25 protein-coding genes are annotated in these 26,211 nt (G+C 71.2%); 14 read left to right on the top strand and 11 right to left on the bottom strand.

What is annotated here, in order from left to right:
- Positions 1-7: 7 nt before the first annotated feature.
- From C7416_RS21810 to C7416_RS21800, 3 genes are all read right to left on the bottom strand, one after another.
- Positions 8-706 carry a C39 family peptidase gene (locus tag C7416_RS21810; RefSeq protein ID WP_111520857.1) on the bottom strand — a complete coding sequence of 233 codons (699 nt, stop codon included), beginning with the start codon at positions 704-706 and terminating at the stop codon, positions 8-10.
- Positions 706-1,140, bottom strand: a complete 435-nt coding sequence (locus tag C7416_RS21805) for a hypothetical protein (RefSeq protein WP_111520856.1) — start codon at positions 1,138-1,140, stop codon at positions 706-708. The genes C7416_RS21810 and C7416_RS21805 overlap by 1 nt, the downstream gene beginning before the upstream one ends.
- A gap of 181 nt (positions 1,141-1,321) precedes the next feature.
- Complete coding sequence (locus tag C7416_RS21800; RefSeq protein WP_111520855.1) at positions 1,322-2,893, bottom strand: hypothetical protein; 1,572 nt, start codon at positions 2,891-2,893, stop codon at positions 1,322-1,324.
- 684 nt (positions 2,894-3,577) lie between these two features.
- Between C7416_RS21800 and C7416_RS21795 the strand changes: the two genes are divergently transcribed.
- The 4 genes from C7416_RS21795 (at position 3,578) to C7416_RS21780 (ending at position 7,409) form a co-directional block, all read left to right on the top strand.
- Positions 3,578-4,363, top strand: a complete 786-nt coding sequence (locus tag C7416_RS21795) for a GntR family transcriptional regulator (RefSeq protein ID WP_111520854.1) — start codon at positions 3,578-3,580, stop codon at positions 4,361-4,363.
- 134 nt (positions 4,364-4,497) lie between these two features.
- Positions 4,498-5,547 (top strand): tripartite tricarboxylate transporter substrate binding protein, encoded by a 1,050-nt coding sequence (locus C7416_RS21790; RefSeq protein WP_111520853.1) that lies wholly within the window; start codon positions 4,498-4,500, stop codon positions 5,545-5,547.
- Positions 5,544-6,830, top strand: a complete 1,287-nt coding sequence (locus tag C7416_RS21785; protein WP_111520852.1) for a 3-isopropylmalate dehydratase large subunit — start codon at positions 5,544-5,546, stop codon at positions 6,828-6,830. Before C7416_RS21790 ends, C7416_RS21785 begins: the two co-directional genes overlap by 4 nt.
- Before the next feature lie 48 nt (positions 6,831-6,878).
- Positions 6,879-7,409 (top strand): LeuD/DmdB family oxidoreductase small subunit, encoded by a 531-nt coding sequence (locus C7416_RS21780; RefSeq protein WP_111520851.1) that lies wholly within the window; start codon positions 6,879-6,881, stop codon positions 7,407-7,409.
- Positions 7,410-7,424: 15 nt separating this feature from the next.
- Here the strand turns inward: C7416_RS21780 and C7416_RS21775 are convergent, their stop codons facing one another.
- Entirely contained in the window at positions 7,425-8,111 is a 687-nt protein-coding gene (locus C7416_RS21775; protein WP_111520850.1) for a phosphoribosyltransferase, read from the bottom strand.
- Positions 8,112-8,384: 273 nt separating this feature from the next.
- On the opposite strand from C7416_RS21775, the gene C7416_RS21770 reads away from it, so the two are divergent.
- Positions 8,385-8,585, top strand: coding sequence for a hypothetical protein (locus C7416_RS21770; RefSeq protein ID WP_111520849.1), 201 nt, complete (start codon positions 8,385-8,387; stop codon positions 8,583-8,585).
- Here the strand turns inward: C7416_RS21770 and C7416_RS21765 are convergent.
- Complete coding sequence (locus tag C7416_RS21765; protein ID WP_111520848.1) at positions 8,564-9,463, bottom strand: LysR family transcriptional regulator; 900 nt, start codon at positions 9,461-9,463, stop codon at positions 8,564-8,566. The genes C7416_RS21770 and C7416_RS21765 overlap by 22 nt on opposite strands.
- Positions 9,464-9,640: 177 nt before the next feature.
- Here C7416_RS21765 and C7416_RS21760 point away from each other — a divergent pair, with 177 nt between their 5' ends.
- Both C7416_RS21760 and C7416_RS21755 read left to right on the top strand, forming a co-directional pair.
- On the top strand, positions 9,641-10,099 hold the full coding sequence (locus C7416_RS21760) for a nucleoside deaminase (protein WP_111520847.1): 459 nt from the start codon (positions 9,641-9,643) through the stop codon (positions 10,097-10,099).
- A complete protein-coding gene (locus C7416_RS21755) occupies positions 10,092-11,360 on the top strand; it encodes a cyanate transporter (RefSeq protein WP_111520846.1) in 1,269 nt (422 codons plus the stop codon). Before C7416_RS21760 ends, C7416_RS21755 begins: the two co-directional genes overlap by 8 nt.
- Positions 11,361-11,430: 70 nt before the next feature.
- On the opposite strand, the gene C7416_RS29205 is transcribed toward C7416_RS21755, so the two are convergent.
- Positions 11,431-11,568, bottom strand: coding sequence for a hypothetical protein (locus C7416_RS29205; protein ID WP_172583639.1), 138 nt, complete (start codon positions 11,566-11,568; stop codon positions 11,431-11,433).
- 556 nt (positions 11,569-12,124) lie between these two features.
- Between C7416_RS29205 and C7416_RS21745 the strand changes: the two genes are divergently transcribed.
- The 7 genes from C7416_RS21745 (at position 12,125) to C7416_RS21715 (ending at position 19,616) form a co-directional block, all read left to right on the top strand.
- Positions 12,125-12,442, top strand: a complete 318-nt coding sequence (locus C7416_RS21745) for a YXWGXW repeat-containing protein (protein WP_111520844.1) — start codon at positions 12,125-12,127, stop codon at positions 12,440-12,442.
- Positions 12,443-13,166: 724 nt separating this feature from the next.
- On the top strand, positions 13,167-14,147 hold the full coding sequence (locus C7416_RS21740) for a helix-turn-helix transcriptional regulator (protein WP_111520843.1): 981 nt from the start codon (positions 13,167-13,169) through the stop codon (positions 14,145-14,147).
- A gap of 85 nt (positions 14,148-14,232) precedes the next feature.
- Positions 14,233-15,186, top strand: a complete 954-nt coding sequence (locus C7416_RS21735) for a glycosyltransferase family 2 protein (RefSeq protein WP_111520842.1) — start codon at positions 14,233-14,235, stop codon at positions 15,184-15,186.
- Positions 15,187-15,293: 107 nt separating this feature from the next.
- Positions 15,294-16,502: a GDP-mannose 4,6-dehydratase gene (gene gmd, locus C7416_RS21730; protein WP_181461295.1), complete on the top strand. Its 1,209-nt coding sequence runs from the start codon at positions 15,294-15,296 to the stop codon at positions 16,500-16,502.
- 28 nt (positions 16,503-16,530) lie between these two features.
- A complete protein-coding gene (locus C7416_RS21725; protein WP_111520841.1) occupies positions 16,531-17,523 on the top strand; it encodes a GDP-L-fucose synthase family protein in 993 nt (330 codons plus the stop codon).
- A gap of 22 nt (positions 17,524-17,545) precedes the next feature.
- Positions 17,546-18,796 (top strand): glycosyltransferase WbuB, encoded by a 1,251-nt coding sequence (locus C7416_RS21720; RefSeq protein WP_111520840.1) that lies wholly within the window; start codon positions 17,546-17,548, stop codon positions 18,794-18,796.
- Positions 18,797-18,836: 40 nt separating this feature from the next.
- Positions 18,837-19,616: a class I SAM-dependent methyltransferase gene (locus tag C7416_RS21715; protein WP_111520839.1), complete on the top strand. Its 780-nt coding sequence runs from the start codon at positions 18,837-18,839 to the stop codon at positions 19,614-19,616.
- Positions 19,617-19,684: 68 nt separating this feature from the next.
- Here C7416_RS21715 and C7416_RS21710 read toward each other — a convergent pair whose 3' ends face one another.
- The 5 genes from C7416_RS21710 to C7416_RS21690 all read right to left on the bottom strand — a co-directional run bounded on the left by C7416_RS21710 (position 19,685) and on the right by C7416_RS21690 (position 26,010).
- Complete coding sequence (locus C7416_RS21710; protein ID WP_111520838.1) at positions 19,685-20,908, bottom strand: glycosyltransferase; 1,224 nt, start codon at positions 20,906-20,908, stop codon at positions 19,685-19,687.
- A gap of 74 nt (positions 20,909-20,982) precedes the next feature.
- The gene (locus C7416_RS21705) at positions 20,983-22,359 is read right to left on the bottom strand and encodes a hypothetical protein (protein ID WP_111520837.1); all 1,377 of its coding nucleotides are present in this window, start codon (positions 22,357-22,359) and stop codon (positions 20,983-20,985) included.
- Entirely contained in the window at positions 22,353-23,543 is a 1,191-nt protein-coding gene (locus C7416_RS21700) for a glycosyltransferase family 4 protein (RefSeq protein WP_111520836.1), read from the bottom strand. Before C7416_RS21700 ends, C7416_RS21705 begins: the two co-directional genes overlap by 7 nt.
- Positions 23,540-24,805: a hypothetical protein gene (locus tag C7416_RS21695; RefSeq protein WP_111520835.1), complete on the bottom strand. Its 1,266-nt coding sequence runs from the start codon at positions 24,803-24,805 to the stop codon at positions 23,540-23,542. Before C7416_RS21695 ends, C7416_RS21700 begins: the two co-directional genes overlap by 4 nt.
- The gene (locus tag C7416_RS21690; protein ID WP_111520834.1) at positions 24,802-26,010 is read right to left on the bottom strand and encodes a glycosyltransferase; all 1,209 of its coding nucleotides are present in this window, start codon (positions 26,008-26,010) and stop codon (positions 24,802-24,804) included. The genes C7416_RS21695 and C7416_RS21690 overlap by 4 nt, the downstream gene beginning before the upstream one ends.
- Between the last annotated feature and the right edge of the window lie 201 nt (positions 26,011-26,211).

Genomic DNA, 26,211 nt, shown 5'->3' with positions numbered 1-26,211 from the left:
GCGTTCCTCAAAAATCTCCGGCGCCATGGCGGGGCATGACCGTGAAGAACAGGTTGTCCCGGTTGACGCCCATCCAGTAAGGACCGCTGGGCGCGACGCGCCAGTCCGCGGCGACATTGAAGCGCGCGCGGTCGGTGCGGTTATGGATCACGAACAGCAGCTGGCTGTCCCAGATGCGCTCGAACTGTTCGCGCGACATGGCGCGCGTGCCGCGCGCCGGATCGCCGACCAGCACCCGGTTGCCCTTCACGCCCTTGACCACCACGAAATGGTGGTAGCCGTTCTCGACGATCAGCACGATCGCCGGCACCTGCGTTTCTTCCAGCTTCGACAGCGGCAGCTCGAAGCCATCCGCCTCATAGCCCAGCGCCGCCAGGAAGCGCTTCATGTCCAGCAGCGAGAACCCCTCGGCGCGGATCTTCTGCTGGTCGCCGTTGAGGTACATGTTCTGGAACACGGTGGCCTCGTTGATCGGATGGCCGTACTGGTACGTCAGCAGCGTGGCCACCGCGGCCGAGCCGCAGCTGAAATCGAACTGCTGGCGGATGGTGGACTTGAAGCGCGCCTCGCGGAGGCTGGTGACCCTGACGCTGTAGGGTTCGCCGACCGGGCCGTACAGCGCGACGTCGGCGGCGTGCGCGCCGGGCACGTGGGCCGGGGCCAGCAGCCACGGCACGCACGCCAGCAGGATTCGCAGCGGCTTCATCATTTGAACTGGACGTTGACGATGGTGGCGTTCTGGATCAGCACGTTCGATCCCGAGTTCTGGATCGCGGTGGGAATCCCCGCCGCATTCGAGAACGCGCCTTCCGTGATGTGGTTGGTGCCGGACAAGGTATTGACCGCGGCGTTGTCTGCCACGGTGCCGTGCAGCCGCATATCGTTGACGGTGACTTCCGCACCGCCGCGGACATCGTCCAGCCGCGACACGGGCACGGCCCTGGCGGCGCCGGCGAACAGCGCGGCCGCCGCTGGTGCCGGTGCGGTGTCGGCTGGCGCCGCCGCGGTAGGCGCGACAGCGTCCGCGCGCGCCGCGGCCATGGCGGCCTCCAGCCCTGGCGGCTCCGCATGGGCCGGCAATGCTGGCCAGGCGAGTAATGCCGCGGCAAAGGTGCCGACGGCGAAGCGGTCCCGTTGCATGGTGTTCCCCCCTGCCGATGCGCCGACTCTCTCCACTCGGCTGCATGGCGACTTGGCTTGCGTAGGCATGACAGGGCCCGGGCGCCCGCACACAGGATGCGGGCGCCGGTCCTGCCGGCATGACTGCGAAACCGCCGGCCGGCCCCGGGGCAAGCCCGGGGGTCCGGCCGCGTTGCGCGTCTTACCTGCCGCCCACGTTGAGGTTGGCCTGCACGTTCACGCTTTGCTGCACCAGCGAGGCCACGCCGCTGTTCTGGCTGGCCATCATGATGCCCGCCGCCGTCTGACCAACGCTGGTCATGGTGTTGGACATGTTGAAGGTGCCTGCGTCGACCAGGTTGTAGCCGCCGTTGCCGCCGGTACCGCCGGCGCCGCCGTTGCCCACGCCACCCATGCCACCGGTACCGCCAGTGGCCGCGCCGCCGCTGCCGCCGTTGCCGCCGTTGCCGCCGTCGCCGCCGTCACCGGCGGTGGCGCTGCCGTTCGAGGCCATGGTCGTGGCCGCGCCCGAGGTCGCCGCCGCGCCGTTGCCGCCGGCACCGCCGGTGCTGCTCTGCGCGCCGCCGGCCCCGCCGGTCGCCGTGCCGTTGCCGGCCGTCGCGGTCGCGCCCGCGCCGCTGGAGCCGCCCGCGCCGCCGGTGCCGCTGCCGGCGCCGCCGGTCGCGGCCGAGCCGGAGCTGCCGGAGCCGCCCGCACCGCCGGTGGCACCCGCGCCGCCGCCCGTGCCGGTGCCCGCGCCCGCCGTGTTGGTACCGGTCGCGCCGGAACCGCCACCCGCGCCGCCGGCGCCGCCGGCATCCGCACCGCGGCCGTTGGCATCGCCGCCGCTGCCGCCAGCGCCGCCGGCCGAACCGGCCAGGCCGCCGAGGGCACCGCTGGCACCCAGGCCGCCGCCGCCGATCGCGCCGGCGCTGCCGCCACGGCCGCCCGCGCCAAGCGAGGCGCTCAGCGCACCGCCGCCCTTGCCGTAGGCATCACCGCCGCTGCCGCCCTGGCTGCCCGCAGCGCTGAGCGCGCTGCCGCCCTTGCCATAGGCGCTGCCGCCATCGCCGCCCCAGCCGATCGCGGCGCCACCATCGCCACCGTCTCCGCCCACGGCCCTGCCCGTGGTGGCATCGCCGGCGCGCGCGCCGCCGTTATAGGCGAAGGCCTTGGCGCCCACCGCACCGACCGCGCCGGCAGCACCGTTGCCGCCCACGCCACCGGCGCCGGTACCGCCGTTGCCGCCGGTGCCGCCCTTGCCGCCGAAGCCGGTGCCGCCGTTGGCGTTACCCGTGTTCGAGGCATAGTTGCCGATGTTGTGGACGTTGTTGCCGGTCACCGCGCCGTTGAGCTTGCTGACCGCGATCGCCTTGCTGGTGTTGAAGGAATTGGCGATGCTCGACGAGGCGTTGCCGGCGTTGGCGGCGGCATTGCCCAGCCCGCCCTGGTCCAGCGTCAGGCGGGTGCGGTTGTCGGAGTTGGTCTTGCTCTTGTTGTTGGAGTTGGTGCGGTTGTTGGAGTCATTGGTCGACTTGTCGACCGCAACGTCGACCGTGGTGTTGCGGGTGCTGGTGCGGGTGCTGGTGCTGTGATCGGAGTTGTCCTGGTTGGACGTCGAGTTCTCATTGGCGAGCGCCCCGGCGCCGCTCTGGGTTGAATTGGCGGTGGCTGTCTGATGGTTCCAGCCGTCCGTGTTGTTATTGGTCGGGTTACCCCACGCCGAACCAGCAAAGGCGAGGGCAATCGCCGACGCCAGGATTGTCTTGTTCATACGATGCTCCCAGGAGGATTTCACAGTCACAGCGGCTCTGCTCCTGGCCGGCACTCGTCGATGAGCGCAACGGCCGGAGGTTCCGGTCAGGCTTGCTGCCAAACCAGCCTGCCCTGCGCATAATCGGTGCCAGCTTCGTCACCCGCGGCCGCAAGTCCTTGTATTACAAGGGCCACACGGCGTGCCGGCAGGGTTTTGCCCGATGTTTTGCCGGATCAACATGGCTCCGCGCTGATGTGCCGCCGGGGACATGTCACATTGCTGTGACAGAGGGGCCCCATCGGGCTTTTGCGGTGTTTCGGGGTCAGCCTGGAAAGCCTTTATTTTCAATGGCTTGCGGAGCGCCCTCGGGACTTGCCCTGAGTCTGCGGCCGCGTATCGGCGGTGAAACACGCGCCTGGCGGTGTCGCCGCCGCCGCCCGTGTGGGCCGTCCCACATTGCCGCCTTGACGCGCCGCTGGCGGCATGGGCAAGCCTTGGCTGCTGCCAGGGCAGTGCGGCGCCCGCGCAACGGGGCGAATCCGGCACAATGCTCAGCGCGCCTTGCGGCGGCGCGGCGAGGCGTCGCATCCGTGCCGGCCCTTGTCGCGGAAACCCCTCAGCGTTTATCCTCGCTAGGCCCTATGTCTGATTTAAAGTACATTAGAGGCATTACAGACTTGTCATCTCTCCACAAGGGAAACCATGAGTGAAGCCGTCGTTCCCCTGTATCACCAGATTTACGTGGTGCTGCGCCAGCAGATCGTCGAAGGCCGCTTCGGCCAGGGTCCCTTGCCCGGGGAGATCGACCTTGCCAAGCAGTTCCACGCGTCGCGCGTGACCATGCGACGCGTGTTCGACCGGCTGGTGCAGGAAGGGCTGGTGCGCCGCCACCGCGGGCTCGGCACCTTCGTCAACCCGCATCCGGTGCGCCCGGCGACAGCCGCCGGCGAGGAACGCGGCACCAGCCTGCTCGACAACATCATCGACATGGGCCAGAAGACCTCGGTCAAGGTGATCTCGATCGACGAAGTCCATGCCACGCCCGATGTCGCCGACTCGCTGCAGATCGAGCCGGGCGACCCGGTGGTGAAGATCGTGCGCGTGCGCCACTACCGCAACCGCCCGCTGTCGCACATCACGGTCTACCTGCCGGCGGCGCTGGGCCGGCCGATCACGCGCCAGGCGCTGGAAGAGACCCCGGTGCTGCGCCTGCTGGAAGCGGGCGGGGTCAAGCTCGGCCGCGCCAGCCAGGTGCTGTCGGCCCGGCTGGCCGACGTGGTGGTGGCGCCGCTGCTGGACGTGCCGGTCGGCGGCGCGCTGCTGGCGGTGCGGCGCGTGGTCAAGGACCAGTCCGGGCGCCCGGTGCAGCTGCTGCTGGGCCAGTACCGCCCGGACCGCTACGAGTACCGGATGGAACTGTCGCCGGCCGGCGTCGACAGCGCCAATGTCTGGGTCGAGAGCGAGACCCGCCCGGGCTTGCGCGATTGAGTCGCGATTGACTAGCGACTGACGCGAGACTGAGGCCACGGGAGTTGTCCCGGGCTTGCGTTGGCGGGGGTGCGCCGGACCCCGTTCCGCGCCATACTGCGCATCCCTGATCACATCGAGCGAGGACCGCCGCCATGCCTGAATTCCGTCCGTCCAGCCTGACCCGTCTGCCTTCGATTCCGCGCCGCGCCACGATGCGGCGCCTTGCCAAGCTCGGCACGCTGGCCGCGTGCGCGCTGGCCCTGCCGCTGTCGGCGGCCGCGCAGGCCCAGGGCCAGCCCCAGGCGCAGCTTGCCGGCGGCAAGCCGATCCGGATCCTGGTGGGCGCGCCGGCCGGCGGCACCACCGACACGCTGGCGCGCACCATCGCCCAGGAGATGTCGCAGGAGCTGGGCCAGCCGGTGGTGGTCGAGAACCGCCCCGGCGCCGGCGGCAATATCGCCGCGGACCTGGTCGCCAAGAGCGCGCCGGACGGCAGCACGCTGCTGATGAGCTTCACCAGCCATACCATCAACGCCACGCTGTACAAGAAGCTGCCGTTCGACCCGGTGCAGGACTTCACGCCGATCACGCTGGTCGCCACCGTGCCCAGCGTGCTGGTGGCCACGCCCCGTCTGGCGGCCAACAACGTGCCCGAATTGATCCGCCTGGCGCGCTCGGAGCCGGGCAAGCTGAACTTCGCCATCGGCTCGGTCGGCTCGTCGCTGCACATGGCCGGCGACATGTTCAAGATGATGACCGGCACCTACATCGTCAACATTCCGTACAAGGGCACCTCGCCGGCGCTGACCGACGTGCTGGCGGGCCAGTGCGACCTGATGTTCGCCAGCACCATCAACGTGCTGCCGCACGTGCGCGCGGGCAAGCTCAAGGTGCTGGGCGTGACCAGCCCCGCGCCGCTGCCGCAGTTCCCGGGCGCGGCGCCGATCGGCAATACCATCAAGGGCTTCGAGTCGAGCGCGTGGTTCGGGCTGTTCGGCCCGGCCGGCATGCCAAACGAGACCACGCAGGCGCTGTACCAGGCCGCGCGCAAGGGGCTGGAGTCTCCCGCCGTGCGCAAGCGCCTGGAGAACGACGGCGCGCAGCCGATGGGCACCCCGCCCGAGGCCTTCGCCGCGTTCGTGAAGCAGGACGTCAAGCGCTGGGCCGGCGTGGTCAAGTACTCGGGAGCGTCGCCGGAATGAGCGCGCTGCCCGCCACGCTGGCGCAGAAGCTGGTGGCCCGCGCCGCCGGGCTGGCGCATGCCGAGCCCGGCACCGTGGTGATCTGCCAGGTCGACCTGGCGATGTCGCATGACTCGAGCGGCCCGCGCCGCGTGGCGCCGCTGCTGCAGGAGCTGGGCACCGGGGTCTGGGACCCGTCGCGCTATGTCGTGGTGACCGACCATTTCGTGCCCGGCGGCGACGCCCAGGCCGAATCGATCCTGCGCTTCACGCGCGACTGGACCCGCCAGGCGGGCGCGCACTTCATCGACGCCGAGGGCATCTGCCACGTGGTGCTGCCCGAGCGCGGCCATGTGCTGCCGGGCCGCCTGATCGTCGGCGGCGACAGCCACAGCCCCACCGGCGGCGCCTTCGGCGCGTACATGTTCGGCGTGGGCGCGACCGAGATGGCCGGCGTGCTCGCCACCGGCGAGATCTGGCTGCGGGTGCCCGACACCATCCGGCTGCAATGGGACGGGCAGCTCGCGCCCGGGGTCTGCGCCAAGGACATGATGCTGTTCCTGTGCGCGGCGCTGGGCATGGGCGGCGGGCGCTACCAGGCGCTCGAATACACCGGCAGCGCCGTCACCGCGCTGCCGATGCAGGAGCGCATGACCCTCACCAACATGAGCACCGAACTCGGCGCGCAGACCGGGCTGGTGGCACCCGATGCGGTCACGCTGGACTGGCTGGCGCAGGCCGGCGTGCCGGCGCAGACGCTGGCCGCGATCGACCTGGACCACTGGCGCAGCGATGCCGGCGCGCCGGTGCTGGCCACGCATCGCTTCGACGCCGCCGCGCTGGCGCCGCAGGTCGCAGCGCCACACTCGCCCGCCAACAGCGCGCCGGTCGACCAGGCCGCCGGCGAGCCGGTGCAGATCGCCTACCTGGGCGCCTGCACCGGCGCCAAGCTGGAAGACCTGCGCATGGCCGCGCGCGTGCTGCGGGGGCGCCGCGTTGCCGCCGGCGTGGCGCTGCAGGTGGCGCCGGCCTCGCGCCGCGACCAGCTGCAGGCCGAGCAGGAAGGCACGCTCGGCATCCTCGCCGATGCCGGCGCGATGCTGCTGCCCAATGCCTGCGGCGCCTGCGCGGGCTATGGCGCGGCGCGCTTCCCGGCGGGCAGCCGCGCCATTGCCTCGACCGCACGCAATTTCTCGGGCCGCATGGGCGACGCCGGCAGCGCGGTGTGGCTTGGCTCGCCGATGACGGTGGCCGCCAGCGCCGTCACCGGCCGCATCACCGATCCGCGCACGCTGCTGGAGTAACGCGCGGCCCCCACCTCGTGCCCGCCGCCGGCGGGACAGACTTCCCGCATGACCTCAGTCCTCGCCCCCGCCCCTGCCGGCCGCCTCTGGCGCTTCGGCGACAACATCGACACCGATGCCATGGCCCCCGCCGTGCTGATGAAAGCGCCGCTGCCGGTGCTGGCCCGGCATTGCCTGGCCTCGGTGCGCCCGGAATTTCCCGGCAGCGTGCGTCCCGGCGATGTGCTGGTGGCCGGCGCCAACTTCGGCATCGGCTCGTCGCGCGAACAGGCGCCGCAGGCGCTGCGCGAACTGGGCGTGGGCGCGGTGGTGGCGCAATCATTCGGCGGGCTGTTCTATCGCAACGCCATCAACCTGGGCCTGCCGGTGCTGGTCTGCGCCGACACCAGCCGGCTTATCGACGGCGCGCACGCGGTGCTGGACCTGGATACCGCGCAGTTGCGGCTCGACGACTGCAGCGTGACGGCGTGCGAGCCGATCCCGGCGTTCCTTCGCGCGATCCTGGCCGCCGGCGGGCTGGTGCCGCACCTGAAGGCGCGCCTGGCGCGCCAAGGGCGCGATGGCGCCCGCCAGGACTGAAGCCGGCGCAGCCGCTCAGGCCGCGGGCGGGGTGCGCAGCAGCGCCAGCGCCTCTTCGTCGCTGGTCTGGCTGAAATCGAGGTAGAACGCGCCCACCGCGCCGAAGCTGGGCGGCGTGTTCAGGCAGATCACCTCGTCGGCGGCCGCGGCCAGGCTGGCCAGGCCGTCCTGCGAGCCCACCGGGGTGGCCGCGATCACCCGCGCCGCGCCGGCCATGCGCACGCCTTCGAGCGCGGCGCGCATGGTGGCGCCGGTGGCCACGCCGTCATCAACGACAATCACCACGCGTCCGGCGCGGGCCGGCACCGGCTTGCCGCCGCGGTAGCGCTGCTGGCGCCGGGCGATCTCGTCGAGCTGGCGCCCGCGCTCGGCATCGAAGCTGCCGCTGTCGACGGCGCGCCGTGCCCAGGGGTCGTCATTGACCACCGTGTGCGGTCCGCCGCCGCCGGCATCGCCCTCCACCACCGCGCCCAGCGCCAGTTCCGGGTAGCCCAGCGCGCCGATCTTGCGCACCAGCAGCACGTCCAGCTGCCCGTCCAGCGCGCGCGCCACCTCGAACGCCACCGGCACGCCGCCGCGCGGCAACGCCAGCACCAGCGGCGGCTGGCCCAGCTGCGCGGCGCCAAAGCCCAGTCCGGCCAGGTGACGGCCGAGGTATTGGCCCGCCTCGCGGCGGTCGGCAAAGCACGGGGGCAGGGACATGGCGGTTTCCAGGGAGAACGGGACGCCAGCGCAGGCGGTCCCTCCGCCAAATATAGACCCTGGCGCTGGCCGCGGCGGCGGCTCGCGCAGCACCTGCGCAGGCGGACCAGCGCGATCCGGCGCCATTAGGCGCGCTCGTGCAACAGTGTGTTGAGTCAGGGGCGGCTGACTTCGCCGCAGTGCAGCATTACGATGGCTGCTGGCGCTGACAACGCCGGACCGACATTGCCGGGCAAGCCACCGCCCGCCCGGCCCGATCGCATGAGCCCTGACATGACTACCCCCTCCCCCGCCCGCGCCGCCACGGCGCAGCCCCGACACGACGCCAGCGCAGACGCTACGGCAGACGCCTCCCCGCTCGCCGCCCCCGACATTCCGTTCGGTTCGCTCGAAGCCGCCGCGATGGCCGAGCTGCCCTACACCTTCCGCCCGGCCGGCGCCTGCACCCGCTACTACAACGAGTTCTTCGGCTGAAGCCCGGGCGGTGCGCCGGCCGCCATCACGGTCTCGCACAGCGCGGCCAGCCGCGCCGCCATGTCGCGCGCCGCGGCCGGCAGGTCCGGCTGCGCGTGCAGGCTCAGTTCGACATCCGGCACCGCGGCGGGCCAGCCGTGCTCCAGCACGGTGTGATGCGCCGTGGCCAGCCGCCGCGGCAGCAGCGTCACGCCCAGGCCATCGGCGACCGCCGCCAGGATGCTGGCCAGGCTGGCGCTGACAAAGGCCACGCGCCAGCGCCGCCCGCCGGCGTCGAGCGCGTGCGTCATCTCGCCGCGATACAGGCCGCCCACCGGGAACGCCACCAGCGGCACCGGGTCGCGTGCCACCGCCGGACGGCTGCGGCTGTCGATCCAGCACAGCGGCTCGGGCCAGCTGGCCAGCCCCTGCGCCTGGCCGGTGCGCTGCTTGACCAGCACCAGGTCCAGCTCGCGGTCCTGGAAGCGCTGCCACAGCTCGTGGCTCATGCCGCTGGTCACCTCCAGCCGCATGCCCGGCCAGTCATCGGCAAACCCCGCCAGCACCGGCGTCAGCGGCCGCGCGGCAAAGTCCTCCGGCACGCCCAGCCGGATCTCGCCCTGGCCGGCGCTCTGGCGCAGTTGCCCGACCGCCTCCGCCATCAACTGCTGCAGCCGGCGCGCATAGCCCAGCAGGCGCTCGCCTTCCGGCGTGGTGGTCACATAGCGGCCACCGCGGTCCAGCAGCACGCAGCCCAGCTGCTCCTCCAGCCGGCGCACCTGCTGGCTGACGGTCGACTGGGTCAGGTGCACGCGCTGCGCGGCACGGGTAAAGCTGCCGCTCTCGGCAACGGCGACAAAGCTCTGCAGCAGCACGGGGTCGAGGCGGGGGTCCTGCATGGCGGCGTATCCATTGGTTTTTCCACTGCCGGCGATTTCATCATTTAATTTCCCAATTACCAAGCGCCGGCGTAGAGTTTCGGCACGATGCCCCGGCCTGCGTCCAGGCGCCATCGCCCCGACTCCACGCACCATGCCGCGTTGCACGCGAGCATGTACCCACTTTTTCTGCCAACCATGACCACTCACCAGGAATTCATGCGCGAGGCGGTACGCCTCGCGGTGGCCAACCGTGACCGCGGCGCGCGCCCGTTCGGCGCCGTGCTGGTGCTCGACGGCGAAACCGTCGCCACCGGCGTCAACGACATCGTCCACAGCCACGACCCCACCACCCATGCCGAGATGGAGGCAGTGCGCGCCGCCGCGCGCAAGCTGGGCCGGCCCGACCTGCGCGGCAGCGTGGTCTATGCCAGCGGCCACCCGTGCCCGATGTGCCTGGCGGCGATGACCATGGCCGGGGTGCAGGCGGTCTACTACGCCTTCGACAACCAGGATGCCGCGCCCTACGGCATGTCGAGCGAGGCCGCCTACCAGGCGCTGCGCCTGCCGCTCGACCCGCCGCCGCTGCCGCTCACGCGGGTGCCGGTCGACCTCTCCGCCGCGCAGCTCTACGGCATGCGCCCCCGCCGTGGCTGAAGGCGCGCGCCCGCTGCGGCCCCAGCCGCCGCGCTGGCTGGTGCTGGCGGCCGTGGCCGGCATCGGCCTGAATCTGCGGCCGTTCCTGACCGCGGTCGGACCGCTGGCGCCCGCCATTCGCGGCGGCACCGGCCTGAGCTACCAGGGCATGGCGTGGCTGACGCTGCTGCCGATGCTGCTGATGGGTGTGGGGGCGTTCTTCGGCCCGGCCATCCGCGCCCGGCTGGGCGCGCGCACCGCCGTGCTGGGCGCACTGGCGCTGCTGGGCGCCGGCTGCGCGCTGCGGCTGGGCGTGGCCGGCGGGGCCTGGCTGATCGCCTCGGCAGCGCTGTGCGGGCTGGGCGTGGCCGTGGTGCAGGCGGCGTGCCCGGGGCTGGTCAAGCAGGAGTTCCCGGCACGCGTGGCGCCGGTGATGGGACTGTATTCCGCCGCGCTGATGGGCGGCGGCGCGCTCGGCGCGCAGCTGTCGCCCTATGTGACCGAGCTGGCCGGCAGCTGGCGCGAGGCGCTGGCGTTGTGGGCCGTACCCGCGCTGGCGGCACTGGCACTGGCGTGGGTGGCGCTGCCGCGTGGCCGGGCCCGCCAGCCGGCATCGGTGCCGGCCGCGCCGTCTGGCAGCTCGCCCATCGCCGCCGGCAAGACCCGCGCGCTGCTGCAGCGCCCGCGCACCTGGCTGCTGATGATCAGCTTCGGCGTGATGAACGGCGGCTATGCCTCGCTGGTGGCGTGGCTGGCGCCGTTTTACCAGAGCCACGGCTGGAGCGCGCCGGCCAGCGGTTCGCTGGTGGCGCTGATGGCGGTGGCGCAGGCCGGCGCGGCGCTGCTGCTGCCGGCACTGGCGGCGCGCCGCCTGGACCGGCGCGCATGGATGGCGCTGGCACTGGCGATGCAGGTTGCCGGCTTCGCCGGGCTGGCGCTGTGGCCGGACGTCGCGCCGCACGCCTGGGCCGTGATCGGCGGCGCCGGCCTGGGCGGCTGCTTTGCGTTGTACCTGGTGGTGGCGCTGGACCACCTGCCCGACGCCGACAGCGCGGGAGCGCTGAGCGCGGTGATGCAGGGCGGCGGCTTCCTGCTGGCGTCGCTGGCGCCGTGGATCACCGCCATGCTGCAGGCCCGCACCGGCAGCTTCGCCGCGGGCTGGTGGTACCACCTGGCCTGCGCGGCGGTGGTCGGCGTGCTGACCATGCGGCTGGACCCGGCACGCTACGGCGCCTCCTTTGCGTTGCCGGCGCCCGCCGGCTGCGCGCGGCAAGGGGGATGAAACCAGCCCGGCCGCGCTGACGGCGCGCGGCTGATACCAGTCTGCCCATCAGCCGGCGCAAGCTCCCGCGTCAGCGGGCCGGCGCGGCCTCCACCACGGCCGTGGCATCCGCCGGCACCGGCTCCTGCGGCAGTGCGAACAATGCCGCGGCGGGCGGCGACAGGCCCTGCAGCCATTGCAGGGCAAGCACGATAAGCATGACCGGCATGGCGCCTCCTTCCCGCATTCGTGGCCACTTCTCACTGGTATAGCCCATCGCGTCCGGGCGGCGCCTCATGTTGACGCGCCGCGTTGCCACGGCGTACCCGTTTCTGCGTACTCGTCCGGCCCAGCCGGACACCGTAGCAAGCGCACGCAGCCAGCCCCGCCTTGCGAGATTTATTTCCCATGTAACGTCACATTACCTTCGCCGGGGAGCCTGCGGGCCCATCGACGGCTCCGCCGTGTTGCCCACCAGGCCTTGCCTGGCAAGGGATTCCGGAGGGCCATGCGGGCGCCGCGACGGCTGGCTGGTGCCGTGGCCCCATGTGAGACAGGCTTACAAGTGCAAGCGCGCAGCGCGACGGCCGGCCGCTACATTGAAGCCGTGTCCAACGCGATCCCGCCAGGAGCCAAGATGAAACGAGCCCTCTCGCTGGTGGTGCTGCTGTCCACCACCGCCGCACTGCTTTCCGCCTGCATCGTCGTGCCCCCGCGCGGCGGCCCGCCGCCGCGCCACCACCATCATCACTACTGATTCCGCCACCGCCCAAAGGAGCCATCCCATGAAACGCCAACTCCTGCTTGCTGCAGCCGTCCTCGCCACGGGCGGCGCCTTCGGCCTGACCGCCCCCGCTGAAGCCCACCAAGGGCCGGTCGCCCGCGGCTACGGCCATCCGCCGCCGCCGCCGCGCTACGAACCGCACCCGGCCGCGCGCCGCGGCCAGGTCTGGGTGCCAGGCCACTGGGAAGCCCGCGGCGGGCGCTACGCCTGGCGCGGCGGCTACTGGCAAGCGCAGCGCGTGGGCTACCGTTATGTGCCCGAGCGCTGGGTGCGCGGCCCGCACGGCTGGGTCATGCGCCCGGGCCGCTGGGTACGCTGAGCCGGCGGCCGGCGCCATCATCCCGCCTCGCGGCCTTGCTCCCCACCGATGGGTGGTGGCAAGCCCGGCATGGCCGGTGGCGCCGACGCCGCAGCATTCATCCATGGTGGTAACCGCGCCTCATCCAGAAGCACTAGACCATGTGCGCTAGCTGCCGGTAAATCTGCCGAATTGATTTCGCAACAAACATTTCCGCGGCGCGTTTCATTATTGGAGCACCACCACTGATGGTGAATTCCGGACACCCCTCAATAGGGTTATAAATCCGCCATATCGGCCTAAAGATAATAGAATCTGTTTCAGATTTGCAACCAATTAAACTCTGAATGTCACATCGGTGAAACCACCGGGAATGGCGCCAGCGCGGCGTTTGCGGAACCTGGCAGGTATAAATACGATATATTTGAAGGGATTATGAAGGTCCTTTCATTCCCTCCTTCATTCCACCCCGGACCCACTGGCTTGCATTCGCCTCCCCCAGCCCATAAGATGAATTCCAACTGATTTAGGAGCAAGCATCACCCGGCTTCGGGTTCGGGGTCATCCTTCCAGCCATGGGCAAGTTCCAGCCACAACAACGGAACCGTCCGGCATGGAAGCATGGGGGTCAGCCACAGAGCCAGCCACCAGTCACCAGCCATCGCGGTGACGGCGGTCCTGTCACGTCCTCCATACGCAAAGTGCCCCGCAGTCCGCACCCGGGTAAAAACGGGGAGTGAAGTCCATGAATGCGTTGCTGATCGAGGAGCATCCGCTGCTCCGGCTCGGGCTATTGCAGATGCTCGAGAACATCCAGGAATCCGCGCAGGTGGCGGCCATTGCACCGGCGGATATGGCCAGGCTGGACGCCCGGCACCAAAACGCGGACCTGCTCGTATTCGGCATGCCCGCCGACCCGGCGCCGGGCTGGGTGCTGCTGGAACAGGCGCGGCAGACGCTAGCGCCGCAACGCATCCTGATCCTGGCCGACACCCTGCCTTTGCATGTGCCCACCGCCGACAGCGCGCGCGGCATCTGCGGCTGCCTGCCCAAGTCCGCCTCGCTGGCGGTGATCGAGGCCGCCATCCGCATGGCCGTGTCGGGCGTGCAGGGGCTGGTCTTCACCGCCGAGACCGGCACCCTGCCCTCGGCATCGCGCTCGGCCATGCCCGCCACGCAGTCACTCGCCTCGGCTGCGCCGCTGCCGCTCAGCGCCGCGCATCCGGCCCAACCGCCGGGGGAGCAGCTGGCGCTGGCGTCCTGCGCCAGCACCCCGCGCGCCGCCCTGCGTACCACCGTGGCGCTGCGCGACCTGACCGAGCTGCGGCCCGGCCAGCCGCTGTCCGCGGCGGCCCCGGCGACGCTCTCGCCCGCACCCGCTGCCATGCCGCTGACCGAGGAAGAACCCGGCTACGACGAGGCTGAGATGCTGAAGATCACGCCGCGCCAGTACGAGGTGCTGGTGCTGCTGGCGCGCGGCTATCCGATCAAGACCGTCAGCCGCATGCTCAACATCTCGGTGGCGACGGTGAAGAGCCACGCCTGCACGCTGTACCAGCGGCTCAAGGTGCGCAACAAGGGCGAGGCGGTCTACGCCGCCCTGCAGCGCGGTGCCACGCTCGAATGGGTCAGCGGCGACGAACGCATCATGCGCGAAACCAATGGCGCCGGGGTGGCGCCAAGGCGCAACGAACCGCCGAGCCAGGCGGTCCGGCCGGTGGTCTGATGCCGGCCTGAAGGTTTTGCCGCGCGCCGCGCCCGCACAGACGGGCCGGCGCCAACCCGGCGCTTGCCGGACGGGAGGGGTCATCATGCAAGCCAGCACGTTCTTGCCCAGCTTTTCCGTGTGCGTCAGCACGCGCGACCATCCTGACGGACTGCGCCGGACCTTGCAGTCGATCGCAGCGTCGACCATGCCGCCGCACCAGCTGATCGTCTGCGACGACAGCAGCCACGACGCCACGCGCGCGCTGATGCGCGACGACTACCCCGACATCCCCTGCCTGGACGGTCCACGGCGTGGCGCCGCCGCCAGCCGCAACCGCCTGCTGCGCGCGGCCACCGGCACGCATGTGTTGTTCCTGGACGACCACGCCACGCTGGGGCCGACCTTCCTGCAGCAGATGGGCGAGCGCCTCGCCGACGACTTCATCTACCGGGTCGCCGCGGGCGGCAACGCCGACGCGCTGGTGCTGACCGGCACGGCGATGTGCGCGGGCCAATGCCTGCGGCCGCAGCGCGAGGATTTCCTCGGGCAGCCGTTGCGCCAGCCGCCGCGCCGTGCCGCGCGGGCGCGGCCGCTGTGCGCGGTGGTGCTGTCGAGCACGGTGTTCCCGCGCGCGCTGCTGGAGCGGTTGCCGTTCGACGAGTGCCTCGATGCCGACTACGACGTCGCCGACCTGACCGGACGCGCGGTCTATGGCTGCGGCTGCCGCATCGAGCTGATTCCGAGCGCGATCAACCAGCTGGAGGGCCAGCGGCCGCCGCCATGCGCCGGAACCCCGAGCGCCGATGCCGCGCGCATGGTCACCATGCTGCATCGCTACGGCCGCAGCCAGCACCGCCACGACAAGGCCGCGCTGTTCCTGATGCTGGCGCTGCCGCACAACCTGGGCCACCACCTGCACCGCAGCGGCTGGCGCGGCGTGGCGGCGTTCTGGGCCACCACGCGCCTGCTGTGGCAGCACTTGCGGCTTGCGCCTGGCCATGACGACGCCGCGGAACACGCCCGCAGCAAGGTCACGACACCGATGCCGCGCACCTGATCCGTGGCGCAGCGCCCACACGGCCGGCCGCCGTTGTGTGGGGTAGCAGACGGTGCGGCGCCGCAGCGCGGCGCTACAGTCGCCCCACTTGCTAACGGATCAGAGCCATGGGCGCAAACGAGCTGGACACACTCGGTCATATCACCGCCACCGGGCCGGAACGGGCCGCGCCGCGCGGGCGCAACGGCATCCGGCGCGCGCTGATCACCGGCATCACCGGGCAGGACGGGTCATACCTGTGCGAACTGCTGCTGGGCAAGGGCTATGAAGTCCACGGCATCAAGCGGCGCAGCTCGCTGTTCAACACCGAGCGCATCGACCACCTGTACCAGGACCCGCAGGCGCAGGAGCGCCGGCTGATCCTGCACCACGGCGACATGACCGACACCGCCAGCCTGGTGCGCGTGGTGCAGCAGGCGCAGCCGGACGAGATCTACAACCTCGCCGCGCAGAGCCACGTGCAGGTCTCGTTCGAAGAGCCCGAATACACCGCCAACACCGACGCCATCGGCACGCTGCGCCTGCTGGAGGCGATCCGCATCCTCGGCATGGAAAAGCTCACGCGCTTCTACCAGGCCTCGACCTCCGAACTCTACGGGCTGGTGCAGGAGATCCCGCAGAAGGAAACCACGCCGTTCTATCCGCGCAGCCCGTATGCCGCCGCCAAGCTCTATGCCTACTGGATCACGGTGAACTACCGCGAGGCCTATGGCATGTACGCCTGCAACGGCATCCTGTTCAACCATGAAAGCCCGGTGCGCGGCGAGACCTTCGTCACCCGCAAGATCACGCGCGCGATCGCGCGCATCGCGCTGGGGCTGCAGGAAACGCTGTACCTGGGCAACCTGTCGGCGCTGCGCGACTGGGGCCATGCGCGCGACTACGTCGAGATGCAGTGGCTGATGCTGCAGCAGCCTGCGGCCGAAGACTTCGTCATCGCCAGCGGCGAGCAGCACAGCGTGCGCGAGTTCGTGCAGCGCGCGGCGCGCGAGCTCGGCATCACCATCACCTTCCATGGCAGCGGCATCGACGAGGTCGGCATCGTCGAGCATGTCGATCCGCCCGCGCGCGGCGGCATCGCGCCGGCATGCAAGCCGGGCGAGATCGTGGTGCGGGTCGATCCGCGCTACTTCCGCCCGACCGAGGTGGAAACGCTGCTCGGCGACGCCAGCCGCGCGCGCGAGCGCCTGGGCTGGAGCCCGCGCATCGGCTTTGCCGAACTGGTCCGGGAAATGATCGAGGCCGACTACGCCGCGGCGCGCCGCGACGCGCTGGTCAGGCTGGCCGGTTTCCAGGCCTTCAACCATCTTGAGTAGCCGCGTGCACGGCCACCGCGAGGATCCCATGGAACAGGCCCTGGCAGCGCGCCCGCGCATCTTTGTCGCCGGCCATCGCGGCATGGTCGGCTCGGCCATCGAGCGGGCGCTGCGCGCGCAGGGCGGCGCCGACATCGTCACGCGCACGCACGCCGAGCTGGACCTGTGCGACCAGGCGCAGGTGCGGGCGTTCTTCGCCAGCCAGCGCATCGACGCGGTCTACCTGGCCGCCGCGCGGGTCGGCGGCATCCATGCCAACAATACCTATCCCGCCGAGTTCATCCACCAGAACCTCGCTATCGCCACCAACGTGATCCATGCCGCCTGGCAGGCCGGCGTGCGGCGGCTGCTGTTTCTGGGGTCGAGCTGCATCTACCCGCGCCTGGCACCGCAGCCGATCCGCGAAGCCGCTCTGCTGACCGGCGCGCTCGAGCCGACCAACGCGCCCTACGCCATCGCCAAGATCGCCGGCATCATGCTGTGCGACAGCTACAACCGCCAGTACGGCACCGATTACCGCTGCGTGATGCCGACCAACCTCTATGGGCCCGGCGACAACTACCATCCCGACAACAGCCATGTAATACCCGGACTGGTGCGCCGCTTCCACGACGCCCGCCTGGCCGGCAGCGCGCGCGTGTCGGTGTGGGGCACCGGCAAGCCCTTGCGCGAATTCCTGCACGCGGACGACCTGGCGCGTGCCTGCCTGCATGTGATGGCGCTGTCCACGCCAGCCTACCGCGAGGCCGCGCCCGCGGGCTTCCTCAACGTCGGCAGCGACGACGAGGTCTCGATCGGCGCGCTCGCGGCGCTGGTGGCACAGGTCACCGGCTATCGCGGCACCGTTGCGTTCGAAACCGACAAGCCCGACGGCACGCCGCGCAAGCGGCTCGACAGCAGCGCCATCATGGGCACCGGCTGGCGCCCGCGCATCGCGCTGCGCGACGGCCTGCGCGGCGTCTACGAAGAGGCCTGCCGCACCGGCACCTTGCCCGGCGGCATCGCGGCCGCGCTGGCGTGATCCAAGCGCGCGCGGAGCGGCCATGAAGATCCTGATCTACTGCCAGAACTACGCGCCCGAACTGACCGGCATCGGCAAGTACACCGGCGAGCAGGCGCAATGGCTGGCCGCGCGCGGGCACGAGGTGCGCGTGGTGTGCGCCCCGCCGTACTACCCCGCATGGCGCGTCAGCGACGGCTACAGCGCCTGGCGCTATGCCCGCGAGACGGACCGCGGCGTGACGGTCTACCGCGCACCGGTGTGGGTGCCGCGCAAGCCGTCCGGACTGCTGCGCATCCTGCACCTGATGAGCTTTGCGCTGAGCAGCGTGCCGTCCATGGCAGCGCAGCTGCGCTGGCGCCCCGACGTGATCTTCGCGGTCGAGCCCACGCTGATGTGCAGCCCGGCGGCGCTGCTGCTGGGCAGCTGCACGCGCGCGCGCACCTGGCTGCACGTGCAGGACCTGGAAGTCGATGCCGCGTTCGCACTGGGCGTGCTGCGCCATCCGCTGCTGCGCCGGCTGGCCACGCGCATGGAGCGCGCGCTGACCACGCGCTACCAGCGCGTCTCGACCATCTCGCAGGCGATGGCGGACGCGCTGCGCGCCAAGGGCGTCAGCCCCGCGCGCCTGCAGCTGCTACCTAACTGGGCCGACCTGCACGAGGCTCCGGCCGACCCGGCGCAGGCATTCCGGCACGGCCTGGGCATTCCCGCCGAGGCAGTGGTCGCGCTGTACGCCGGCAACATGGGCAACAAGCAGGGCCTGGAAGTGCTGGCCGATGCCGCCCAGGCACTGCAGGGCCACCCACGCATCCACATGGTGCTGTGCGGCGACGGCAGCGGCCGCGCCGCGCTGCAGGCACGCTGCGCCGGCCTGGCGCGCGTGCATTTCCTGCCGCTGCAGCCGCAGGCGCAGTTCCACGCCATGATGGCGGCCGCGGACATGCACCTGCTGCCGCAGCGCGCCGATGCCGCCGACCTGGTGATGCCGTCCAAGCTCACCGGCATGCTGGCAAGCCGGCGCGCGGTCATTGCCACCGCGCAGCCCGATACCGAGCTGGGCCGCCTGGTGGCGCGCGTGGGCGTGCTGGTGCCGCCCGGCGACGCCAGCGCGCTGGCGCACGCCATTGCCACCCTCGCCTGCCAGCCGCAGCGGCGCGCCATGCATGCCGCCGCGGGCCGCGCCTGGGCCGAAGCCCATCTCGGCCGCGACGCGGTGCTGGCGCAACTGGAATCCGCACTGCAGGCACTGGTATCGCCGCCTGCCGCGCAAGACGCCTCCGCGGTGGCCTGAGCGCCGCCGCGGCCAACGCAACACCCAAGGGGAATCTGCCATGAGTCCTGAGACCGCGACCACGCACCCCGCGCTGGTGCAACGCCTGATGCGAACCATCAAACCCCTGGTGCCCGCCTGGCTGCGCAACTACTACCACGTGCGCCGCGAGCAGCAGCATGACGCGCGCTACGGCGCCAAGCCGCCGGGCGAAGTGTTTTCCGACGTCTACCACAGCAGCCTGTGGGGCGAGGCCGACGAGCCGGGCTTTTTCAGCGGCACCGGCTCGCACGATCCGCGCATCGTCGAGCCCTATGCCGAGGCGGTCACCGCGCTGCTGCGCGAGCTGCCGCGCAAGCCCGACGTGGTCGACCTGGGCTGCGGCGACTTCCATATCGGCAGCCGCATCCGCCCGGCCTGCGGGCGCTATGTGGCCTGCGACGTGGTGGCGCCGCTGATCGCGGCCAACCGCGCGCGCTACGCCCATCTCGACGTGGATTTCCGCTGCCTCGACATTGCCGGCGACGAGCTGCCCGCCGGCGACGTGGTGTTCCTGCGCCAGGTGCTGCAGCACCTGGACAACGACCGGATCGCGCGCGTGCTGGCCAAGCTGCACCGCTACCAGGTGCTGGTGCTGACCGAACACCTGCCGCTGGCGCCGGACTTTCCGCCCAACGCCAAGAAGCGGCTGGGGGCCTCGACGCGGCTGGCGCGCATGGTGCCGAGCGGCGTGGTGCTGACCGCGCCGCCGTTCAACCTGAAGCCGGTGCACAGCCGCGTGCTGTGCGAGGTGCGCGAAGGCGCGGGCGTGATCCAGACCGTCGCCTACACCCTGCATTGAGCCGGCGCCCGCGCAACGCTGCGTTGTGCGGGCCTGCCCCCTCCGGTCTTTCCTGATCCCGACTGGCCTCAGCTGGCCTCGGCCTCTGCCGTCGCAGTGGCCGAGGCCGGGGCCAGCGCGGCCAGGTAGATGGCCTCGTACTGGTCCAGCGCGCGTTCCGCCGAAAAATGCCGCACCCACGCCAGCGAGTCGGCCGAGAGCTGGTCGAGCCGCGCCTGCGGCCACGACAGCAGCTCCAGCAGCACGCCCACGTTGCGCCGGGCCCAGGCCTGCGCCTGGTCCGGTTCCATCGGCTCCATCAGCAGCGCCAGCCCGCCGCCGATCTCCTGCATCGGCGCGCGCGCCGTGGTCAGCACCGGGATGCCGCACGCCATGGCCTCGATCACGGGCCAGCCGAAGCCCTCTTCCAGGCTTGGGAACAGCAGCACCGCCGCAAGCGCATACGCGGCGTGCACGGCCGCGGTGGACATGCCCTCCAGGAAGCGCACCTTGCCGCCCAGCCGCTCCGCGCCCTCGGCCAGTTCGCGCATGGCGGGGGTTGGCTCGGGGCCGATCATCCACAGCGGGCGCGGCGCCGCGGCGGCGCCGGTGCCGCCGCCCGCATGGCTGGCCTCGCAATAGGCCAGGTATAGCGCCAGCACGCCTTCGCGGTTCTTGTACCACTGGTTGCCGCCGATATGGACCAGCATGCCGGGCTCGATCTGGTCGATGTTGGCGGCGCGCAGCCGGCGCATGGCGACATCCGGCGCAAGCGGGCGGAACGGGTAGTTGAGGCCGTTGTGCACCACCCGCACGCGCGGCGTCGGGCCCGGATGCAGGCGCAGCAGGTCGTGCGCGGTCTTCTCCGACACCGCGACAAAGTTCCGCCCCAGCCCGATGCCGCGCAGGATCAGCGCCTGGTAGAGCCGCCCGCTGGCCGACAGCTGGCGGCCGGGAAACTCCCCGGCGGCGGTGCGCTGCGCGATGAAGTCATGGCAGTGGATCACGTGCGGGCGCCGGTGCAGCAGCCACATCCACATGCCCAGCGAATGGTCGGTCAGCACCACCAGCGCGCCGGCGCCCTCGCGCCGCAGCCGCCACCAGGCCCACGCGGGGAACAGCATGTACTGGTCGACGTAGCCGAGCCACTTGCGCAACCCGGGGCGCGTCGACAGCCGCACCAGCACGGCGGGCGGGGTCCATAGCTGGGCCTCGTGGCCGCGCTCGCGCATGCCCTCGACGATCATGGCCGCGAAGCGGTCCATGCTGTGGCTGCCGAAAAAGACGGGATGACCGAACAGGATGAGCCTCATATTGCTTTTCTTCGCGGATCGATGTGGATGCCCGATGTGGATGTCCGGTACGTTGCGTGGCCCGCAGCCTGGCGCTAGCGCGCGTGCCGTCGCCGCGGCCGGGCGCGCTTGTTCGCGCCCGTCAGCCGCCCCTGACGCTCCAGCCGCGTGACCGCCATGGTGAAGCCGACAAAGAGAAAGCCCAGCACGTTGGCGGTCAGCTGGCCGATCAGCGACCACGTCAGCAGGCACAGCGTGCTCACCAGCCACAGCAGGATGGCAAAGCAGTTGCCGGTGCGGCGCGCCGCACCGATCGCAAGCCACATGCCGGCCACGCACACGGCGAACTTCAGCGCCACGTACAGGTAGCCCAGCAGGCCGGCCTCCTCGATGGTGCGCCCGGTCTCGGTCTCGGACAGCATGAAGGTGATTTCGCCGCGCTCGAGATAGCTGGCCAGGTTGCTGCCGCGCCCGAGCCCCGCGCCCAGCAGCGTGGGCTTGGCGTAAGCCTCGCTCTCGCCCAGGAACATGGTGCCGACGCGGTCGCCGAAGTCTTCGTCTTCCGCGGCGTCATGGAAGCGCTGCACCGTGCTTTCGACCGACGCGCTGAACACGACCATGCCCACCGCCCCGATCAGCACCGCCACGCCGACCCAGACCAGCACGCGGCGCCTGGCCACGGCGCGCCCGAACATCAGGGTGCACAGCGCCGCCACCGCGAACAGGCCCGGCAGCAGCAGCACGGTGGCGCGCGAACCGCTCACCAGCACGCTGACCAGCAGGCTGCCCAGCACCACCAGCGCATACAGCCAGTGCCGCTTGCCGTCGCCGCCGAGCACGTACTGCAGCGCGATCGGCATGGTGATCGCCAGGAAAGTGGTGTAGCCCAGCGTGAACGAGAAGGTGCCGGTGGTGCGCACGATGTCGCCGACCATCATGAAGACCCGGTCTTCGTCGCCGTCGACCTGCCGGTTCAGGAAGCTGCCGGGCGGCAGGAAGTGCTGCAGCACCACCAGCGGCGCCATCAGCACCATCAGCACCAGCGTGGTCTTGCAGATCGCGGCAACGTCCTCGGGCTCGAGCAGCAGCGCCGCCGCCACGCCGAACCACACATAGAGCAGCCAGAAGCGCAGACCGACCAGCATGATGGCGAGAGTGCCGTCGCCGGCGATGGTCTGCACCAGCCCCCACGCCAGCACCAGCGCGCTCCACAGCAGCAGCAGCCGCATCGCCGGCCGCGCCGGCGTGAAGCCGCCATAGCGCATCGCGTAGTAGATGCCATAGACCGCCAGCAGGTCGCGCAATAGCACCAGCGGCAGGCTCAGCGAGCCCGCCACCCACTTGCGCGCGGCGCCTTCCAGCACGGCCACCAGGAACACCAGCAGGAACACGGTGCCGAAGGTGGTGCGGGCCTGCCGGCGGATGCGCGAGCGCGCCGGCGGCGCCAGGGGTGCGGCGGAGTGGCTCAGCATAGCGTCGCGATGGTTGCGACCGCGGCGCGGCGATACCTGGCCCAGGTGTACTTCTCCCCGGCCAGGCTCGCGTACGGGCGCGCCTCGTCCAGGCTGGCGCGTACCGTGGCAAGCTCCAGCATGCGGTCATACAAGGATTGCGCACTGACCTGGACGACCCAGCCCGCGCGCGGGAATTCCTGCAGGATCTCCTTGGCCCCGACCCGCTCCGACACCAGCGCCGGCGTGCCGCAGGCGAGCGCCTCGGCCACCACCATGCCGAACGAATCGAAGCGCGACGGCAGCACCAGGCAATCGGCGTCGGCCAGCTCCTGGTACAGCGCCGGCTGCGGCAGGGCGCCGAGCAGCGTGACCCCGGGCGTCGACGCCAGTGCCGCGGCCAGCGCGGGCTCGGCGCCGCCGCCAGCCACCGCGAGCTCGGCCTCGGGCACGCGCGCGCGCACCATGGCGAAGGCCTGCTGCAGCAGGTCGACCGCCTTGAGCGTGGTCAGCCCGCCGGCATACAGGAAGCGCGTGCCGGCGCGCGTGCGCCGGCGCTGCACGTTGCCGGGCAGGCTGGCGCCGAGCAGGATCGGCCTGAGCTTGGCGTCCGGCACGCCGGCCTGCGCATAGGTCTGCGCGGCGAATTCGGAGCAGGTGATGACCAGATCCGCCAGCTCCACCTCGCGGTCCTTGCGCGCGTCGATGCAGGCCAGGTAGGGATCGGGCTGCAGCCCCAGCAGGGCCGCCGCCGTGGCGCGATGCACCGCCGGCGCGTCGAGCACGCAGCGCGCGCCGATCCGGCGGGCCGCCTCGAAGGTCTGCATCGCCGAGTTCTCGTAGGCCACCACCACGTCCGGTCGCAGCGCCTCGACGCGCCGCGCCGCCCAGGCATCGAACAGGTGGAACACGCGGTGCGCATAGGCCGACTGCGACATGCGCAGATAGCGATGGAGCCCGACGCGGCGGTGCAGCCCGACCTTGAGCATGGCCGGAAAGCACAGCGGGTGGCGGCGCAGCGCCTGCGGGATGCCGACCTCGCGCACCTTGGCGCCGAGCGCGGGCGGCAGCCACCACGGCACCGGCTCGCCCGGCCCGCGCACGGGCACGCCCGACCAGTACTGGCACAGCAGCCCCTGCTCGTGGAGCGCCTGCGCCATCTGGTGCGAATGCTGCAGGCCGGGGTGGGTGACCAGGACCTTCATGGGCGGCCCCCGTCGACGCTCAGCACCGGCGGCGGCAGCAGCCGCCCGGCGCGGATCGCGCCGGCCAGCTCGCACAGCACCGCGGCGCCAAGCCCGGAAGCCAGGCCGGCCTCGAACCACAGCACGCCGCGCAGCGTGGTCAGGTCGAGCAGGTGGGGCGCGACCAGGCACCAGGCGATCACCACCGGCACCTGCATGTAGTTGAAGTGGTTCAGGCCGCGGTTGGCCAGCAGTTCCCAGGCCACGCCGGCAATGCTGTAGGCGCCCGCGCCCAGGCAGGCGATCAGCAGCTCGGAGGTCAGGCCGGCGTAGTTCGAGCCGACCAGGCGCAGCAGCAGCTCGGGCCACAACCAGGCCAGCAGCACCAGCGTGCCGGCCGGCAGCGAACCCAGCAGCAGCCAGCCCAGGTACTGGCGCAGCACGTGCTCGCGCGCCTGCGCGAAGCGCGGCACGACATAGGCGCCCACCACGATGCTGACCGGCACCAGCAGCTGGCCGATGCGCGACAGCGCGCCGATCGCCGCGGTCTGGCTGACCGCGCCGTAGAACGCGACGATGGCGAAGGCAAACTGCGACTGCAGGCAATAGAACGCGTCCATCGGGATCTGGCGGCGCGTGATGGCACGGATCGAACGCTGGTCCTCCGGCAGCGGCTCGGGCGCCTGCGCCGGCAGTTCGCGCCGCAGCCAGCGCCGCACGAACGGCACGCGCAGGCCGGCGAAGAGCGTGTTGACCAGGCTGGCGGCCAGCGCGCTCTGCAGCCCCAGCACGTAGACACCCCATGACAGCAGCAGCCGCGCGCCCGACAGGCCGGCATCGAGCGCCTGCAGCGCCGGCGCGCGGTTGGCGAACAGCAGCACCTGGTCCACCACGCGCGACTGCATGTCGAAATACCACATCGTCAGCAGCGTCAGCAGCAACGCGGCAATCAACGCCAGCGAGGCATGGTTGCGGTACATCAGCACGCCGGCGACGATCAGCAGCGGCGGCAGCAGGAAGGCCGAGATGCGCTTGCGCTGCGCCAGTGCGGCGCGCGTGGCCTGCGCCGCGCGTTCGCGGTCTGGCCAGGTGCGCCCCAGGATGGCATTCAGCCCGAAATGGATGCCGCCCTTGGTGACGATCGACATGGCGCCGACGATGGCGCCGGTGACGGTATAGATGGCGTAGTCGCCGACGCTGAGCCAGTGCGCCAGCAGCAGGCCGGTGATGGCGCCGAGTCCCTGCGACAGCACCGCGAAGACGAAGATGCGCAGCGCTTTCATGGCGTGCCGCCCGGCGTGGCGCTGGTGGCGGCGGCATCGACGGCCGGCGCCGGCACCGGGCGCTCGCCCAGGATGTCCAGCAGCCGCTGCGCGCTCTGGCGCACCTCGAAGCGTCGCTGGAAGCAGGCCTGCGCCTGCACCCGCATGCGCGCCTGCGCGCCGGGATCGGCCTGCAGCCACTGGCGCAGGCAAGCGCCGGTGCCCTCGGCGGTATCGGCACCGGCGAGCCCGGCGCCGTCGGCAACGATTTCGCGCCAGATGTTGACCTTGTCCGAAATCAGCACCGGCACGCCGCAGCCCAGCGCCTCGGCCACGGCCACGCCGAAGTTCTCCTGGTGCGACGGCAGGGTAAAGACTTCGGCCGCGTGATAGGCGCCCCACTTCAGGTCGCCCGACAGCATGCCGGTCCAGCTGAGCCGCTGCGCCAGCCCCAGGCGTTCGGCCTGGCGCGCCAGCCGCTCGCGCAGCGCCGCCTCCACCGGCCCTGCCAGCACCAGCTGTAGCCGTGGGTCGGCACCGGCCACGCCGGCAAAGGCTTCGACCAGCAGGTCGCAGCCCTTCTTTTCGTGGATCCGGCCGAGGAACAGCACGATGCGCTTGGCGCGCAGCGCCGGAAACGCAGTGAAGAACGCCTCGCGCAACGGCATGGCCGCGGTGGGTGGCTGCGCGGTGCCGTACCCGGCCACCAGCTCGCGGCAGCGATAGGGCCAGAACGCATTGCGCGAACGCCGCTGCTCTTCCTCGCAGGTGAACAGCACCGCGCGCGCGCCGCGCAGCACCCAGTATTCACCGAGCAGCCAGTACAGGCTCTTCTTGACGTGCTTGAGCGGATAGCGTTCGCGGAACCACGGATCGAGCATGCCGTGGGTGTAGACAAAGTACGGCACCTCGCTGCCGCGCAGCGCAAGCCAGGTGGCGAGCGCATGGAACTGCCACAGGCCTTCGACCAGCACTGCGTCGTAGTCGGCCGCATGGGCGCGCAGCCACGCCAGCATCCCGGGATTGAAACCGTATTTGGTCGAGGTCGGGCCCAGTGCGACCACGTTCATCTCGCTGGCGCGCACGAACGGTGCGTCGGGGGCATCGCCGCAGCAGACGTCGATCTCGGCGCCGCGTTCGCGCAGCGGCTGGCGCAATTGGCGGATGCCTTCGATGGGCCCGCCCCCGGCGGGGTCGATGGAGGGTATGACGTGCAGCAATCTCATGGTGCAGGGCGATCTCCGGAATCCGCGCGGTCGTGCCCGCTGTGTGCCTGGCACTGGTTCCCCGGCTGGCGCCATTGGCAAGCGGGGCCATACGTCCTCGTGCCCGCAGCATGAGCCAGCGCGCCCGCGGCCTCTGTTCGCTGCCACACACCCGCGCCGGCCAGTGCCGGCGCCGCCGGGCCAATGTGGACCAGCGCACCG

Origin of the sequence: Cupriavidus phytorum, assembly GCF_003254285.1 — a bacterium.
Lineage (GTDB): Bacteria > Pseudomonadota > Gammaproteobacteria > Burkholderiales > Burkholderiaceae > Cupriavidus > Cupriavidus phytorum.
Note: the sequence above shows the minus strand (reverse complement) of the source record. Positions and strands in the feature narration are given on the sequence as shown.

Bases quoted from the DNA above. Each gene is read 5' to 3' on its own strand.
- C7416_RS21810 (WP_111520857.1), bottom strand. From the start codon at position 706: ATGAAGCCGCTGCGAATCCTGCTGGCGTGCGTGCCGTGGCTGCTGGCC.
- C7416_RS21805 (WP_111520856.1), bottom strand. From the start codon at position 1,140: ATGCAACGGGACCGCTTCGCCGTCGGCACCTTTGCCGCGGCATTACTC.
- C7416_RS21800 (WP_111520855.1), bottom strand. From the start codon at position 2,893: ATGAACAAGACAATCCTGGCGTCGGCGATTGCCCTCGCCTTTGCTGGT.
- C7416_RS21795 (WP_111520854.1), top strand. From the start codon at position 3,578: ATGAGTGAAGCCGTCGTTCCCCTGTATCACCAGATTTACGTGGTGCTG.
- C7416_RS21790 (WP_111520853.1), top strand. From the start codon at position 4,498: ATGCCTGAATTCCGTCCGTCCAGCCTGACCCGTCTGCCTTCGATTCCG.
- C7416_RS21785 (WP_111520852.1), top strand. From the start codon at position 5,544: ATGAGCGCGCTGCCCGCCACGCTGGCGCAGAAGCTGGTGGCCCGCGCC.
- C7416_RS21780 (WP_111520851.1), top strand. From the start codon at position 6,879: ATGACCTCAGTCCTCGCCCCCGCCCCTGCCGGCCGCCTCTGGCGCTTC.
- C7416_RS21775 (WP_111520850.1), bottom strand. From the start codon at position 8,111: ATGTCCCTGCCCCCGTGCTTTGCCGACCGCCGCGAGGCGGGCCAATAC.
- C7416_RS21770 (WP_111520849.1), top strand. From the start codon at position 8,385: ATGACTACCCCCTCCCCCGCCCGCGCCGCCACGGCGCAGCCCCGACAC.
- C7416_RS21765 (WP_111520848.1), bottom strand. From the start codon at position 9,463: ATGCAGGACCCCCGCCTCGACCCCGTGCTGCTGCAGAGCTTTGTCGCC.
- C7416_RS21760 (WP_111520847.1), top strand. From the start codon at position 9,641: ATGACCACTCACCAGGAATTCATGCGCGAGGCGGTACGCCTCGCGGTG.
- C7416_RS29205 (WP_172583639.1), bottom strand. From the start codon at position 11,568: ATGCCGGTCATGCTTATCGTGCTTGCCCTGCAATGGCTGCAGGGCCTG.
- C7416_RS21745 (WP_111520844.1), top strand. From the start codon at position 12,125: ATGAAACGCCAACTCCTGCTTGCTGCAGCCGTCCTCGCCACGGGCGGC.
- C7416_RS21740 (WP_111520843.1), top strand. From the start codon at position 13,167: ATGAATGCGTTGCTGATCGAGGAGCATCCGCTGCTCCGGCTCGGGCTA.
- C7416_RS21735 (WP_111520842.1), top strand. From the start codon at position 14,233: ATGCAAGCCAGCACGTTCTTGCCCAGCTTTTCCGTGTGCGTCAGCACG.
- gmd (WP_181461295.1), top strand. From the start codon at position 15,294: ATGGGCGCAAACGAGCTGGACACACTCGGTCATATCACCGCCACCGGG.
- C7416_RS21725 (WP_111520841.1), top strand. From the start codon at position 16,531: ATGGAACAGGCCCTGGCAGCGCGCCCGCGCATCTTTGTCGCCGGCCAT.
- C7416_RS21720 (WP_111520840.1), top strand. From the start codon at position 17,546: ATGAAGATCCTGATCTACTGCCAGAACTACGCGCCCGAACTGACCGGC.
- C7416_RS21715 (WP_111520839.1), top strand. From the start codon at position 18,837: ATGAGTCCTGAGACCGCGACCACGCACCCCGCGCTGGTGCAACGCCTG.
- C7416_RS21710 (WP_111520838.1), bottom strand. From the start codon at position 20,908: ATGAGGCTCATCCTGTTCGGTCATCCCGTCTTTTTCGGCAGCCACAGC.
- C7416_RS21705 (WP_111520837.1), bottom strand. From the start codon at position 22,359: ATGCTGAGCCACTCCGCCGCACCCCTGGCGCCGCCGGCGCGCTCGCGC.
- C7416_RS21700 (WP_111520836.1), bottom strand. From the start codon at position 23,543: ATGAAGGTCCTGGTCACCCACCCCGGCCTGCAGCATTCGCACCAGATG.
- C7416_RS21695 (WP_111520835.1), bottom strand. From the start codon at position 24,805: ATGAAAGCGCTGCGCATCTTCGTCTTCGCGGTGCTGTCGCAGGGACTC.
- C7416_RS21690 (WP_111520834.1), bottom strand. From the start codon at position 26,010: ATGAGATTGCTGCACGTCATACCCTCCATCGACCCCGCCGGGGGCGGG.